Below are 14,167 nucleotides of genomic sequence, written 5' to 3' on the forward strand. Positions count from 1 at the left end.
AGGCTGCGATCTTTTGATTTAACGAATTTGATGTTTGTGCAGTAACCGGTAGAACGTAGGTCGCGAAACGCCCAGCACTTTTGCCGCCACACTCAAGTTGTCGCTGTGCCGATTCAATACATCGCACAAGGCCTGGCGTTCGGCGCGGGTTTTATAGTCTTCCAGGGTGCCCATCGGCGTGGCGATCGACTGCTGGCTGATCAAACCCAGATCTCGCGCTTCAATCTGTCGCCCTTCGGCCAGCACCAAACCACGACGAACGCGGTTGGCCAATTCGCGCACATTGCCCGGCCAGTCGTGTTTGCCCATCGCAATCAGCGCGTCTTCACTGAAACTGCGCGGTCGCCGACCGGTTTCGTGGCTGTAGAAATGCGAGAAGTGGTTGGCCAGCATCGACAGATCACCGTGGCGTTCGCGCAACGGCGCGGTGACCACTTGCAGCACGTTGAGCCGGTAATACAGATCTTCGCGAAAGCGCTTTTTCTCGATCGCCGACTCCAGATCAACGTGCGTCGCGGCCAATACCCGAACATCCACGGGGATCGGCTGACTGCCGCCAACCCGTTCAATGTGTTTTTCCTGGAGAAAACGCAACAGATTGGCTTGCAGTTCCAGCGGCAGATCACCAATTTCATCAAGAAACAGCGTGCCACCGTTGGCCGCTTCGATGCGCCCGACCTTGCGTTGATGAGCGCCGGTAAACGCGCCCTTCTCATGACCGAACAATTCTGACTGGATCAAATGTTCAGGGATCGCCCCGCAGTTGATCGCTACAAAAGGTTTGCTGTGCCGCTGCGATTGTCGATGCAGGGTGCGCGCCACCAGCTCTTTGCCCGTGCCGCTTTCGCCACGGATCAGTACGGGCGACTCGGTCGGCGCCAGTTTGCTGAGCAATTTGCGCAGTTCACGAATCGGTCGACTGTCACCGAGCAACTCATGCTCTGGTTGATCGACGTGGATCGTGCCCTGCCCGCGTAGACGCGCCATGCCGAACGCACGACCAAGGGTGACCTGCACCCGCGAAACGTCGAACGGCAAAGTATGAAAATCGAAAAACCATTCGCAAACGAAGTCGCCAACGTTCTGTAAACGCAGGACTTCCTGATTCAGCACGGCGATCCATTCCGTACCGCTGCGGCTGATCAGTTCTTTGACGGCTTCGGGGCGTTCGAGGTGAAACGGCTGCAAGCGCAGCAAACCAACATCACAACTTCGGTCAGCGGCGTTTTCCAAAGTACAGCTGTCGACATCCCAACCTATCGCACGTAAACCGGGCAACAGGCGATGACAATCGTCGCAAGGATCGACGACCAATAAACGTCTTAATGCAGGCGCTTCGCTCATGACTGTTCCTTGGCGCCAAATTATAAGAAATGATTGTAAAAACAGTCATTTGGCAGACCTGGCTGTAACATTAGCAAGATTTTGACAGCGCCTTGTATCGATTGCTTATAGGGATACAAGCGAACCAGTTATAAGAAGCGAAGTTGTTAGTCAGCTATCGACTTTGAATCTTTCAGCCAGCTTTCAATAGCTGTCGACAAACTGAGTATATGAAAGAAAGTTGAAATTTCTTTGTTTCAGGTGTGACCTGTCACCGGGTTGCGTGCATCAGTACAAGTAACCAGCCGAACGGTAAGCCCAACCGACGGCACATCACTTGATTGGGCACGACAGAGAGAAGACCCCATGACCGCCCCGCTCCGTATCAACGAAGCTCTTTTGATTGCCAACCACGCGTTCAAACCGTTCCAGTGCGTGGCTTGGGCCCCACAAGACGGCAATGGCGAAGTCAGCCTGACCGTCATCGACCGCACCAACAATCACATTGGTCGCAAACAGATTTCCAGCAGTGACTATTCGGATCCGGCACAACTTGAATTGGTCTTGCAGCAAGCTCGCGCACAATTGAGCGAAGAAGGTTACGAGCTGCAATCGTGGTCGATGCCGCACTGAGTAGAGGGCGTTGCGGATGACTTCAATGTCATCCGCCCTCTTCTTGGTTAGTTGCCCTATTGTTTTAACCCCGCGCACTTTTTACATCGCTAAGCAACGAAACCAGGCATAACTGCTTGGCAGGCTTGCATTTGGTTCAAAAAGACACTGTTTCGGCACAGTGCGACCCTCCGCCTGTTAGTTCTTACAGTTGTGCTTCTTTGTTATCAGGGATTGAATGTTCCGCTCATGCAGTTACCCACCCGGCTCCCGGGTTATGGTCAACTCGCAAGGAGATGCGTGCATGTTCAGCTCGAATGCTTTTGCGCTGGCAACCCCCATAAATAAAGTCGGACATCTTGATCAGACATTCGCTGCGACCGGCGTGGCGCAGGTTTATTTCGCCGGCAGCCTGTCGAGCATGACGCAAGGCGTGGCACTCGATCAGCAAGGTCGTGTATTGGTCGCCGCAAAAATCGGCACCGCTCATGGCAGCCGGTTTGGCCTGGCGCGATTGCTGGCCGACGGTTCTGCTGATCTTTCTTTCGGTCATCAGGGCAGCGTGATCGGTGAGTTCAACGCGGGTTTCGAGGCAGCCGCCGGCAAAGTGCAGGCATTGCCAGATGGACGAATCCTGCTCGCCGGCCTGCATTATGAAAGCGCCCATCAAACCCTTCCCGCCTTTGCCTGCTTCGATGCCCACGGTCAGCCAGACCCGACCTTCGGCGACAATGGCCGGCAAGTCGTGCGCCTGCCGGGCAATCTGTCCATGGGCTCGCGCGATACCTGGCTACCGCCGGGCGTGCCCGGGGCCGAAGCCTGCGACTTCGCTGTGCAGGATGACGGGCACATCCTGCTGATCGCCAACCACCATTTCGAACTGGCCGACCACGCCGGCATGCTGATTCGCCTCAAACCCGACGGCAGTCTCGACGACACGTTCAACGGCCGTGGCTTTGTGATGATCCGTCACCTATTGCTCAATACCTGGCTCAGCAGCCTGCTGTTGCAGGAGGACGGGCGGATCGTGGTGGCCGGTTCGATCGACTTTCCGCAGGAGGGCCTGCTCGCGCGCTATCTGCCCGACGGCAGTCTGGATGAACGTTTTGCGGTGGACGGTTTTATGGCGTTCAAGGCTCAGGGGCGAAGCGCGCAGGTCAGCCAGGTGATTGAATCGGCGGAACACCTGCATTGTTTCGGCAGCAGCCGTGATCCGATTCGCTGCGTGGCATTGTCGCTGCACCATAACGGTCGCCCGGATCTGCACAGCCATGACGGTTTGGCGCAGTTGCTGGAAATCGGCCCGAGCGGCTGCCAGTGGAGCGCTGCGCAACACATGGCGGACGGTCGCATGATCGCAGTCGGCGCGACCATCGGTGGCGTTGAAGCGGATTTTATCGTCGCGCGCTATTTGGCTGACGGCAACCTCGACCCAAGTTTCGGCGATGGCTGCGGCTGGTTGCGCACACGCCTGGGACGCAGCCTCGACACCGCCAACTCACTGGCCCTGCAAGCCGATGGCGGGATTCTGGTCGGCGGTTATTCACTGGATGGCAACTACCGGGCAATGGTCGCGCGCTACCTCAACCCATAACGGGCTGCAGGACGGTCGACCTGCAGAAGCTGTCGAGTGAAACGAGGCTGCGATCTTTAAAGTCAAAAGATCGCAGCCTCGTTTCACTCGACAGCTCCTACAAAGGAAGGCCGGGCCAAGTCATTAACAACTTGAACTTGCTCGACACATGCGGCAACTTGCGCGCTTCTTAAGATAAGGAGCAACCGATGTCCGGTTCAATGGCCCAGGCGTTCGCGCAAAATTTTCTCGGGCATTCGCCACGTTGGTATAAGGCGACCATCGTCGGATTCCTGATCCTCAATGCTGTAGTTCTGTTCACCGCAGGCCCGGTCGCTGCCGGTTGGTTGCTGGTGATCGAGTTCATTTTCACCCTGGCCATGGCGCTCAAGTGCTACCCACTGATGCCGGGCGGCCTGCTGCTGATCGAAGCGCTGCTGCTGAAGATGACCACGCCACAGGCTCTCTATGATGAGCTGGTGCACAACTTCCCGGTGATCCTGCTGCTGATGTTTATGGTGGCCGGCATCTACTTCATGAAGGATCTGCTGCTGTATTTGTTCTCGCGGCTGTTGCTGGGGGTTCGCTCGAAAGCGGCGCTGGCGTTGATGTTCTGCTTTCTCTCGGCGTTCCTGTCGGCGTTTCTTGATGCCTTGACCGTTACGGCTGTGATCATCAGTGCGGCGGTCGGTTTCTATTCGGTGTATCACCGCGTTGCCTCGGGCAACGATCCGCGTCAGGACAGCGAGTTTGCCGACGATCAGCACCTACCCAAACTGCATCACGACGATCTCGAACAATTCCGCGCGTTTTTGCGCAGCCTGTTGATGCACGGTGCGGTCGGCACGGCGCTGGGCGGTGTCTGCACGCTGGTCGGTGAGCCGCAAAACCTGTTGATCGGCCATGAGATGGGTTGGCACTTTGGCGAGTTTTTCAGCAAGGTCGCGCCGGTGTCGTTGCCGGTATTGGCGGCTGGCCTGGTGACCTGTGTGCTGTTAGAAAAACTGCGCTGGTTCGGTTACGGCACGCTGCTGCCGGACAACGTGCGTGCGGTGCTGGCCGATTACGCCGCCGAAGACGATGCCGAGCGTACCCCGCGTCAACGCGCCGCTTTGCTGGTGCAAGGCGCGGCGGCACTGATTTTGATTGGTTGCCTGGCGTTTCACGTCGCCGAAGTCGGCCTGATTGGACTGATGGTGATCGTGCTGATCACAGCGTTTACCGGGATCACTGATGAGCATCGTCTCGGTAGCGCGTTCAAGGACGCGATGCCGTTTACCGCATTGCTGGTGGTGTTTTTTGCGGTGGTGGCGGTGATTCATGATCAGCAATTGTTTGCGCCGCTGATTCAGTGGGTGCTGGCCCTGCCGGTCGAGCAACAACCGGGGATGCTGTTTATCGCCAACGGCGTGCTGTCGGCGATCAGTGACAACGTGTTTGTCGCGACCATTTACATCACCGAAGTGAAACAGGCCTTCCTCGCCGGGCACATGAGCCGCGAGCACTTCGAGACCTTGGCGATTGCGATCAACACCGGCACCAACTTGCCGAGCGTGGCGACGCCGAATGGCCAAGCGGCGTTTCTGTTCCTGCTGACCTCAGCGATTGCCCCGCTGGTGCGCTTGTCGTACGGGCGGATGGTGTGGATGGCGCTGCCATACACCTTCGTGATGGGCCTGCTGGGCTGGTACGCCGTGAGCTACTGGCTCTAACCACCGTGCACGTTGTAGGAGCTGTCGCGCGCAACGAGGCTGCGATCCGTTGATCTTGTTTTTGAAGCAAGATCAAAAGATCGCAGCCTTCGGCAGCTCCTACAGTCAAAACGCCGCATAACAATTGTGGGAGTGGGCTTGCTCGCGAAAGCGGTGTGTCATTCGACAAATGCGTTGTCTGACACAGCCCCTTCGCGAGCAAGCTCGGCTCCTACAGGTTTTGGGTTGGGAGGATGTATTTTTCGATGGCTTGGGCGACGCCGTCTTCGGTGTTGGGGGCGGTGACTACGTCGGCTTGGCGCTTTACCGCGTCCTCAGCCTGGCCCATGGCAATCGATAATCCGGCGCAATGGAACATCGCCGGGTCATTGCCGCCATCGCCGATCGCGGCGGTCTGTTCCAGCGGGATGCCCAGGTGCTCGGCAATCGTCGTCAGTGCGGTGCCTTTGTTGGCTTCCAGCGCGGTCACGTCGAGGTACACCGGTTGTGAGCGCGAGACTTGTGCCATGCCGTTGACCTTTGGAATCAAGCGCGCTTCCAGTTCGATCAGCAGCTCAGTGTTGTTGCTGGTCGCGACGATCTTATCGATGCGCTCCAGATACGGCTCGAAACTCTCAACCACCACCGGCGGATAGCCGAGGCCATGCTGTTCGCGCGGCACCATCGGCCCGTGCGGATCCTTCAGCAGCCAGTCGCCGCCGCTGAACACCCAGATTTCCACGTCCGGCTGATCGGCGAACGTCGCCAGTGCAATCAGCGCGGTGGTCGCCGGCAAATAATGCGCGGCCAGCAAACTGCCGTCCGGATTGACGATGGTGCCGCCATTGAACGCCGCTGTCGGCAGATCAACGCCCAAAGCTTCGATCTGCTGCAACATGGCTTTCGGTGGACGCCCGGTGGCGAGGCTGAACAACACGCCCACCTCACGCAAGGCACGAACCGCATCAATGGTGCGCTGGCTCAGCGTGTGATCGGGCAGCAACAACGTGCCGTCCATGTCACTGAGCAGAAAACGGATGGGTTGTTTCGGCAGGTCACTCATCCGAGGCCATGCCAGACGCGACCATCGCGAGTCAGCAAGTCTTCGGCGGCCTGCGGGCCGTCGTCACCGGCAGCATAAGTCTGCACGCTCGCGTCCTGTTGCCAGGCGTCGAGGAACGGTTGCACGGCGCGCCAGCCGTTCTCGATGTTGTCGGCGCGCTGAAACAGCGTCTGATCGCCGGTCAGGCAGTCGTAGATCAGGGTTTCGTAACCCGTCGACGGCTGCATCTCGAAGAAATCCTTGTAGGCAAACCCCAACTCGATGTTGGCCATGTTCAGCGCCGGCCCTGGCCGTTTCGCCAGCAGGTCGAACCACATGCCTTCGTTCGGCTGGATCTGGATACGCAAGTAAGTCGGCTGCAATTCATCGACTTCGGTGTCACGGAACTGCGCGTACGGCGCCGGTTTGAAGCAGATGACGATCTCGGTGTCGCGCACGCTCATGCGCTTGCCGGTGCGCAGATAGAACGGCACGCCGACCCAGCGCCAGTTATCGATCATGACTTTCAGCGCCACGTAGGTTTCGGTGCTGCTGTCCGGCGCGACGTTGGGCTCCTGGCGATAGCCGTTCAAGGCTTTGCCATCGACTTCGCCGGCGCTGTACTGGCCGCGAACCGAGTTGGCGCGCGCCTCTTCAGTCGTCCACGGACGAATCGCGCCAACCACTTTGGCCTTCTCGCCGCGCACCGCGTCAGCGCCAAACGCTGCCGGCGGTTCCATGGCGACCATGGCCAGCAACTGGAACAGGTGATTGGGCACCATGTCGCGCAGCGCACCAGTGTGTTCGTAAAAACTGCCACGGGTTTCAACACCGACGGTTTCCGCCGCGGTGATCTGCACGTGGTCGATGTAATGGTTGTTCCAGAACGCTTCGAACAGGCTGTTGGAGAACCGGCTGACCAGAATGTTCTGCACGGTTTCCTTGCCCAGATAATGGTCGATCCGATAGATCTGCTTCTCGGACATCACCTTGAGCAAACAGGCGTTGAGCGCTTCGGCGGTGTGCAGATCGGAGCCGAACGGCTTCTCGATCACCACCCTTCTGAACGCTTCAGGCGTTTCTTCCAGCAGTTTCGCGGCGCCCAGTCGGCGCACCACTTCACTGAAGAAACGTGGCGCGGTGGCCAGATAGAACACCGCATTGCCAGTGCCGCTGTCGGCGATTTTCGCCGCCAGCGCGGAATAGGTGCTGTCGTCCAGGAAGTCGCCCTGGACGTAGCTGATACCTTTGGCGAGCTTGGCCCACAAGGCCGGATCAAGCATCTGATCGCCCTTGCCGACCTTCGCCGCCACTTCGGTACGGATGAAGTCTTCGAGCTTTTGCGCGAAGGCCTCATCGGTGATGGCGTTGTGGTCAACGCCGACGATCCGCAGGTTCTCGTCAAGCAGGCCGTCGCGACTGAGGTTGTACAGCGCCGGCATCAGCAAGCGCTTGACCAGGTCGCCGTGGGCACCGAACAGGAACAGCGTGGTCGGTGGAGCGGGTTCTGCCTTGGATTTCTTGCGGATCGTATGACTCATTTCTTCGGTGTCTCCACATGGCCGCCGAAGCCGAAGCGTTGGGCCGAAAGAATCTTGTCGCCAAAAGTACCCTGACCGCGCGAGCGGTAGCGCGAGAACAGCGAGTTCGACAGCACCGGTACCGGCACCGCTTGTTCCATGGCCGCTTCGATGGTTGCATTGACCTTCGCCGCTGTCCGCTACCGAACCGGAGAAGCCGTCGAGTTTCGGATCGCTGGCCAGCGCATCAGCCGTCAGATCGAGCAACCACGAGGACACCACGCTGCCACGACGCCAGACTTCGGCGATGTCGGCCACGTTCAGATCAAAACGCTGATCTTCCGGCAGACGCTCGCTGGATTTGGTCTTGAGGATGTCGAAGCCCTCGGCGAACGCGGCCATCATGCCGTACTCGATGCCGTTGTGAATCATCTTCACGAAGTGCCCGGCACCGGCAGGACCGGCATGGATGTAGCCGTGCTCGGCACGATGATCATCGGACTTGCGATCCTTGGTGCGCGGGATGTCACCCATGCCCGGCGCCAGTGCAGCGAACAGCGGGTCGAGGCGCTGCACGGTTTCAGCGTCGCCGCCGATCATCATGCAATAACCGCGCTCCAGACCCCAGACGCCGCCCGAGGTACCGACGTCGATGTAGTGCAGGCCCTTCTCGTTCAGGGTCTTGGCCCGGCGAATATCATCCTTATAGTTGGTGTTGCCGCCGTCGATGATGGTGTCGCCGGCCTCCAGCAGTGTGCTCAGGGTGTTGATGGTGTCTTCGGTCGGCGCGCCGGCCGGCAGCATGACCCAGACCGCACGCGGTTTGGCCAGACCGGCAACCAGTGCCGGCAAGTCGGCGACGCCCGTGGAGCCCTCGGCGACCAGGTTGTCGATGAAAGCGGTATTGCGGTCGTAAACAACGGTGGTGTGACCGTTGAGCATCAGACGCCGCGCAATATTGCCGCCCATGCGGCCCAGTCCAATAATCCCGAGTTGCATGTGCTGATGCTCCTTACTACAAATAAATGTGTGTCATTGGTTATAGCCCAACGCGACTGATAGGAGGTTAGTCCAGAGCGTTGCGATGAAGTTTCCGGGCATTGTGCCCGATCCAGACTGATAACGCCCCGAAACGTGGCGAAGACACACCGACCATGAAAAATAAAAAAGTTCCATTCCCGCACAAAAGAAATCAAAATTGGCGCCGATAGTGGTTCAGCCCTCGCGAACGAGGGCCTGTCCACAGTTGATGCATGCCATTTGCGAGGTGAGCAATGGATACAGTCGTTACCGCACGTCCCCCACAAACGTTATATGTCACCGTTCGTCGTGACGAACTGCGCCAATTGCGCGAAGAGCGTGAACAGCTTCTGCGCCAGGTCGCCCAACTGCAATCGCTTGTGCAAGCCCAACATTCCGCTGACCTGTTGCCTGCTCCGACTGCCCGCGCACTGCGCAATTAAGTCGTACCACGCCGGCGCAGCGATCAAAAGTCGAGCGGTCGCTTATCTGGATCGCTCCTCTGCCGGCAAATGAATGAAAAACAGCTTCTCTGCTACTTTGGCGTTGATGTTGGCGCTTTCAATTGCCTTGACCTGGCTGGCTTGCGCCTCTCGCACCTGATCGGCATAGGTTTTGTAGCGCAGGCTCGCCAATTTCAGATGGCCTTTCTTCAGCGTTGTCGCGTTTTTTTTGACGCAATGAAAATGCGCGTACCACAACACGCGATGCCGTTGATTGGCCAAGGCCTTTTCGTCCAGCACTTCAAACTCCAGCAAAAAATCAGCACCACCGGCGAGGGTCGTTTTGTCTGACCAGCTCCAATTTCCGATGCGCACCTCACGGTGATCCAGCAAATACTGCAGATTACCGACGGTTGGCGGCAGACGGCGTGCTCCGTCGATTCGCAATTGCACAGCCTGATCGCGAAGACTTTGACCGCTAGCCGATAATGCCTGGGCGAGTCGGGACACACTGTCTTGCTGCTCCGTCGAGTATTCGTGGCGTCTGCGCTGTAGCTGATCAGCTGTCTGTTCGAGCTTTAGCGCCTGACTCACCAACATGTCCTCCTGGCTTTTGGGCTCGAGGGAGATGTTTGCTGCCTGCGCAACGCGGATCCTGAACCCTTCGACACCCTTGAGCAGCGAATGCCCGTCCTTGAGCAATTTGCCCAGACCGGGTATCGGGCGCGGCGGCACAGGAGACTCGACCCGCCGGGCCTGGTAAACCGGATCGGCGTCCATATGGCGATAATAGGTCGTACGTGTCCCCGTGTAAGCATCAACGGAGATCACGGTTTCATCAGGATCATCCAATTCGTCACTGGATGACCCCATGACCATTCCGTCTGCAGTTTCGATGACTCGCCGCGTTTTGTTGCGGGTGCGTTTTGCACGCGGTCTCACGTCAGCAGCAGGCTCTTGCGGTTCTGTTTGCTTGAGCTCATCCCGCGCGACTCGTTCCAGTTCTTGCTCGGCCTTGAGGCGATAAAGCTTCAATCTGTCGAGAAACCGACTGACGAATTCCTCTGGTACAAACGAGGCTGCCCCGGCGTGCCGTTCCAGACAATGCGCCAATGCTTCAGCATTGGCGTAATGAGCGACGGCATCTTGAAGCAGCAGAATCCGCTCGTTGGGGGTAAAACCGTAAGTTGAATCAAGTTCCAACAGATGGCCGGTCACACGCCCTAACGGTATTCGGCTGAGTCCCTCGATCGCGGCGGCTTCGAGCATGCTGGGTGTATGAGCCGGATTACCCGTGAGTGCGCCCTGTATCGACATCAGTTCGAAGACCTTGTAGCCATCAGTATTCAACGCTCGAGCAGTAAAACCCTGAATAAAACTCGCCGAACGACGGCCCTTTGACACAACCTCGTCAACTTTAACCAGCTCTTCAGCGGTGTCTTCCAGCGCCTGACTGACTTCGATGCGTGTCGGGTAAAACTTCAGAATGCGTTTGCGCGCTTCAAACAATGCGTTGTAGGGAACGTCATTGGCGGACGCAGCGCCGTCATACACCAGCGGGAACACCTGCTCCTTGCCGAAACCCAACTGCGGCATGGTATCGGAGGCATTCTCCAGGGCATTTTCGATGACGAAAAGTCGTGCCAGTTTGTCCTCGAGGTAATGGATTCTGTCCTCGCGCAGATAATGCTCATCGGCATCAAGTATCGGGCGCATCTTGTCCAGTTCCGCGATGTATTTGAGCTGCAGTTCCGCGTAGGAGGCCCCAGCCTTGTGGATCTGCGGATCGAGAATCCGTAAGCGCTGCTGTAAGGCCTGCATCTCGCGCTTCAATTGCGCCTGCTCCCTGCCCTGAGTGCCATCTATGCGCGCCTGTAACTCGTCGAATCCTGCCGAGGCTTTGTGGAAAGCAAGAATCGCCGCGTTGCCGCTTTCTCTGACCTTGACGATCTGTACGTCAAGCTCCGCGCTTTTTGCCTTGAGCCGCTCCAGCTTATTGGCGCGGGCTGCGCGGGCAGCATTGAGCTGCGGGTCACCTGATACGTAGTTGCGTAGACGACTGGCCGCCCGCCCGCCGTGGCGGACACGAAACTCCGGAGCGGTGTCCCACTGGTCATTCCCGTTGTAACGCAGTTGCAGCCACTTTATCGGTTGACCGGTGTGATCCAGCATGACCACATCCGGCGCCTCGACCGGCGTCACCTGTGCCCATCCCCAACCGGCAATTCGGCCAGGCACCTGCGCATACCAGTGACCTTCAACCACATGAATGCCGGGTAGCGGCGCAGTATCAATGCGCGGCCCCACGCCTTGTGGGTGCAGGCTCAGGTAGCGTTCGAGTCGCGTGCGCGAATCCCTGGGGGGCGCGACAGAAAAGTCCACAACCGTGTCCACCGCCTCTTCGACCGAAGCGGTTGTCGTCAGAACATGACCGATAGAACTGGCGTGAGGCATACGCGCAGTCCTGACAGGCATGCCTGGCAAGGCGATGTCACGCTCCGCGAGTCGATGCGCCAGCAATGCCACGGCCAGTTGCGCCATAAGACTGACCAACAACTGACGACCCGGGGCAACCTCACCGCGGCCCAAGGCGGCCAATGATTGCATGGCATCCAGCTCCAGCGTCATTAACCAGCCTGCCGCCGCCGTAGAGCCTCGCAGATAGGGCATGATCAACCCTAGCAACGCATCGAAAACATGCACACCCAGCCCGAGCAGCACAGACCAGCGATATTCGGCGTTAGAGACGGTCTGCTCATCCGCCTTGTGCAGCAAAAACTGCGCATTGGCACGGTACAGCTCCATCAGCGGATCGCCGACGACGGGTAACTCACTGATCACTGGCGCTGCCGGCGCAGGCCGCACTGGAAAATCGACGTCAATGATGACCGTCGCCAGATGAGGCTCCTCAAATCCTCCATTGGCATAAATGCTGCGCGCGTCCGGTTCAAGCCAGTCGAGCACACTTTTTTGCAGCGATGTATCAGCGCAGATCGCAGCCAGCAACGCCGGCAACGAGCTGAATTGCATCAATGGCGGAGAATAAAGCGGTCGATACAACACGTGAGGCCCTGCGCCGGCGCTTTGCGGGCCGATCACGAACATGTTGCTGACCACGTCGACACGCTCTGCCGCGTCCAGCACAAACGCCAGCGGACGGATCACGATGGGTTGCGCATCGACTTTGCGGTCGATGATTTGCACCTTCATCAGCGCATCCACCTGCCGATAACCCGCCTCAGTCAACGCGCCGCGTCCGGTAATGTGGCTTTCAAGTGCCAGCAACGGCAGTTGCACGCGCAGCTGTTCGGCAAAACGCCGTTCTCGCCAAATCCTTTTAACGGGGTCATCGAGAAGCTCACGTTTGACCATTTCTGTATAGCCAGCGCCGATATCGGCGTCAGTGATCAGCGATCGCAGCGAGTCCTCACTGACCCAGGCAGGTAAAACTGAGTCATCGCGCAAGCGCCAAGTGGTTTTGGCGTGCACCAGCCCTCCGAGATTCATCAGTGCGCGCTGGGTCAGACTCGTCGTCTCAACGATGGCTGTGCCGGTGGCCACGCCGAAAGCATCCGCTTGATAGCGGGTTTGCGTAACGAGCAGCGCGTCTGGGTCAAAGGCCGCCCCTAAAGGTGCCATGGCGGCAATCAGTGCATGCCTGGCAAATGTCGCGGCGCTGTCGATACCTTCATCATAGCTGCGACCCTCGGTGGCCAACTGCAACGCCGCCAACGCCAACAACCGTTGACTGCAATCAAGCACTTGCCCGCGAGAAGCCAAAGACAACCATTGAGGCTGGTTGTTGGCTACCGCGCCGAACACACCTGAAGGCGCAGCCAGATCTGACGCAACATAAAACAACGCGCCGGTATCTCCGATCGCAGCGAACTGCGCTTCGAGATCAGCCAGGTCATGACCACCAGCGTCTCCCCACTGTGCAAGCTTGCCAAGTTGCGCGTCGAGCACAGCCTGAACCTGGGTGACAAAGACGTCCGCCGTTATCGACCAAAGCTGGATATCGACGTCGATCGCGGTGCCAACGCCGCCATACCGTTCGGCCACGGCTTGCAGCGTGTCGAACGCGGTAACGTTTCCGGCAGGATCGAAACACAGGACGATCTGGCGCGCTCCGACGCGGCGCGTTACCAGTATGTCGTGCCCCGTGTGCGCCGCTTCGCCGCTAGTTGCGCTGTAGCTCATCAACCAGGCCTCTGCACAATCAGCGCCATATGCCCGCTGTCGTTCGGCTTTCTCAGGACAGTGGGCGATCTGACGCTGCGTCAGGATTTGCTCACGGTCGAGGTCGCTCGCCGGCGTCAAGTTGAGCACCAGCGCGGCTTTGCAGATGTCCGCAAACCACTGCCATCGTCGCGTATCGCGGGTGAGCGTATCGCTCCAGAAATCGGTCAGCGCCTGCTGAAGCAAAGCGGGCAGCACCTTCGGTATTGCGCGTAGCAGGTCTTCGACCTCGGGCATGTCGACCTGCAGACGCTGTCCGTTTACATCGTTGAGAAAATGCCCGGCGGTAAAGTGCAATGACGCCTTGCCGGTGATGCTGTGGATCATCACTTCAAGCAGTGGCACGGTAGTGTGTCCCGCCCCTTCTATTTCAACGGCGTGAACGCTGTTGTGGCGTTCATCGTCGGTCTCCCACGCCGGCAGGTTGAGCGTTGTGGTAAGAACGTTGATGCGTTGCGCTGGAAAACGCCGGGCCAATGCAGCGGAAAAATGCTTGAGAACCGCTGTGATGACAATCGGCCGCTGTGCAAACTCCAGTGCTACCGCCTGGGCCAGGACTTCATTGGCCTGCAACGCAGGCTCGGTTAAGACAGGTTCGGTCATATCCATTTCCTTCTGGATTCGGGCGAACCTCATCAAACCCTATCGCGGCACTTACCGTGCGGTATCCCAATACCGCACGCTGCGCGCCGTTTGGGTGTAAA

General features: G+C 58.4%; 8 protein-coding genes and 1 pseudogene. 4 read left to right on the top strand and 5 right to left on the bottom strand.

All coding sequences use genetic code 11. From position 1 onward, the window contains the following. Positions 1 to 18: 18 nt before the first annotated feature. Positions 19 to 1,344, bottom strand: a complete 1,326-nt coding sequence (locus tag ACZZ0D_RS11690) for a sigma-54 dependent transcriptional regulator (RefSeq protein ID WP_053119813.1) — start codon at positions 1,342 to 1,344, stop codon at positions 19 to 21. A 345-nt stretch (positions 1,345 to 1,689) separates the two neighbouring features. Between ACZZ0D_RS11690 and ACZZ0D_RS11695 the strand changes: the two genes are divergently transcribed. The 3 genes from ACZZ0D_RS11695 to nhaB all read left to right on the top strand — a co-directional run bounded on the left by ACZZ0D_RS11695 (position 1,690) and on the right by nhaB (position 5,220). Beyond that, positions 1,690 to 1,956: a hypothetical protein gene (locus tag ACZZ0D_RS11695; RefSeq protein ID WP_053119811.1), complete on the top strand. Its 267-nt coding sequence runs from the start codon at positions 1,690 to 1,692 to the stop codon at positions 1,954 to 1,956. Positions 1,957 to 2,239: 283 nt separating this feature from the next. Continuing rightward, the gene (locus tag ACZZ0D_RS11700; RefSeq protein ID WP_463553308.1) at positions 2,240 to 3,529 is read left to right on the top strand and encodes a hypothetical protein; all 1,290 of its coding nucleotides are present in this window, start codon (positions 2,240 to 2,242) and stop codon (positions 3,527 to 3,529) included. A gap of 188 nt (positions 3,530 to 3,717) precedes the next feature. Beyond that, entirely contained in the window at positions 3,718 to 5,220 is a 1,503-nt protein-coding gene (gene nhaB, locus ACZZ0D_RS11705) for a sodium/proton antiporter NhaB (protein WP_463553309.1), read from the top strand. A gap of 211 nt (positions 5,221 to 5,431) precedes the next feature. Here nhaB and ACZZ0D_RS11710 read toward each other — a convergent pair whose 3' ends face one another. The 3 genes and pseudogenes from ACZZ0D_RS11710 to gnd form a co-directional block, all read right to left on the bottom strand. Beyond that, a complete protein-coding gene (locus tag ACZZ0D_RS11710; RefSeq protein WP_463553310.1) occupies positions 5,432 to 6,262 on the bottom strand; it encodes an HAD family hydrolase in 831 nt (276 codons plus the stop codon). After that, entirely contained in the window at positions 6,259 to 7,782 is a 1,524-nt protein-coding gene (gene zwf, locus ACZZ0D_RS11715) for a glucose-6-phosphate dehydrogenase (protein WP_426620230.1), read from the bottom strand. Before zwf ends, ACZZ0D_RS11710 begins: the two co-directional genes overlap by 4 nt. Next, positions 7,779 to 8,760, bottom strand: a pseudogene (gene gnd / locus ACZZ0D_RS11720) (phosphogluconate dehydrogenase (NAD(+)-dependent, decarboxylating)). Before gnd ends, zwf begins: the two are co-directional and overlap by 4 nt. Positions 8,761 to 9,035: 275 nt before the next feature. Between gnd and ACZZ0D_RS11725 the strand changes: the two are divergent. Further along, positions 9,036 to 9,224, top strand: coding sequence for a DUF6026 family protein (locus tag ACZZ0D_RS11725; protein WP_053119802.1), 189 nt, complete (start codon positions 9,036 to 9,038; stop codon positions 9,222 to 9,224). A 42-nt stretch (positions 9,225 to 9,266) separates the two neighbouring features. Here the strand turns inward: ACZZ0D_RS11725 and ACZZ0D_RS11730 are convergent, their stop codons facing one another. After that, on the bottom strand, positions 9,267 to 14,066 hold the full coding sequence (locus ACZZ0D_RS11730; protein ID WP_463553311.1) for a dermonecrotic toxin domain-containing protein: 4,800 nt from the start codon (positions 14,064 to 14,066) through the stop codon (positions 9,267 to 9,269). Positions 14,067 to 14,167: the final 101 nt, after the last annotated feature.

The sequence above is a fragment of the Pseudomonas sp. AC193 genome, assembly GCF_979258075.1.

What these genes read in the sequence shown, in the direction of transcription:
- zwf (WP_426620230.1), bottom strand. Translation starts at nt 7,782, where the DNA reads ATGAGTCATACGATCCGCAAGAAATCCAAGGCAGAACCCGCTCCACCG.
- ACZZ0D_RS11710 (WP_463553310.1), bottom strand. Translation starts at nt 6,262, where the DNA reads ATGAGTGACCTGCCGAAACAACCCATCCGTTTTCTGCTCAGTGACATG.
- ACZZ0D_RS11690 (WP_053119813.1), bottom strand. Translation starts at nt 1,344, where the DNA reads ATGAGCGAAGCGCCTGCATTAAGACGTTTATTGGTCGTCGATCCTTGC.
- ACZZ0D_RS11700 (WP_463553308.1), top strand. Translation starts at nt 2,240, where the DNA reads ATGTTCAGCTCGAATGCTTTTGCGCTGGCAACCCCCATAAATAAAGTC.
- ACZZ0D_RS11725 (WP_053119802.1), top strand. Translation starts at nt 9,036, where the DNA reads ATGGATACAGTCGTTACCGCACGTCCCCCACAAACGTTATATGTCACC.
- nhaB (WP_463553309.1), top strand. Translation starts at nt 3,718, where the DNA reads ATGTCCGGTTCAATGGCCCAGGCGTTCGCGCAAAATTTTCTCGGGCAT.
- ACZZ0D_RS11695 (WP_053119811.1), top strand. Translation starts at nt 1,690, where the DNA reads ATGACCGCCCCGCTCCGTATCAACGAAGCTCTTTTGATTGCCAACCAC.
- ACZZ0D_RS11730 (WP_463553311.1), bottom strand. Translation starts at nt 14,066, where the DNA reads ATGACCGAACCTGTCTTAACCGAGCCTGCGTTGCAGGCCAATGAAGTC.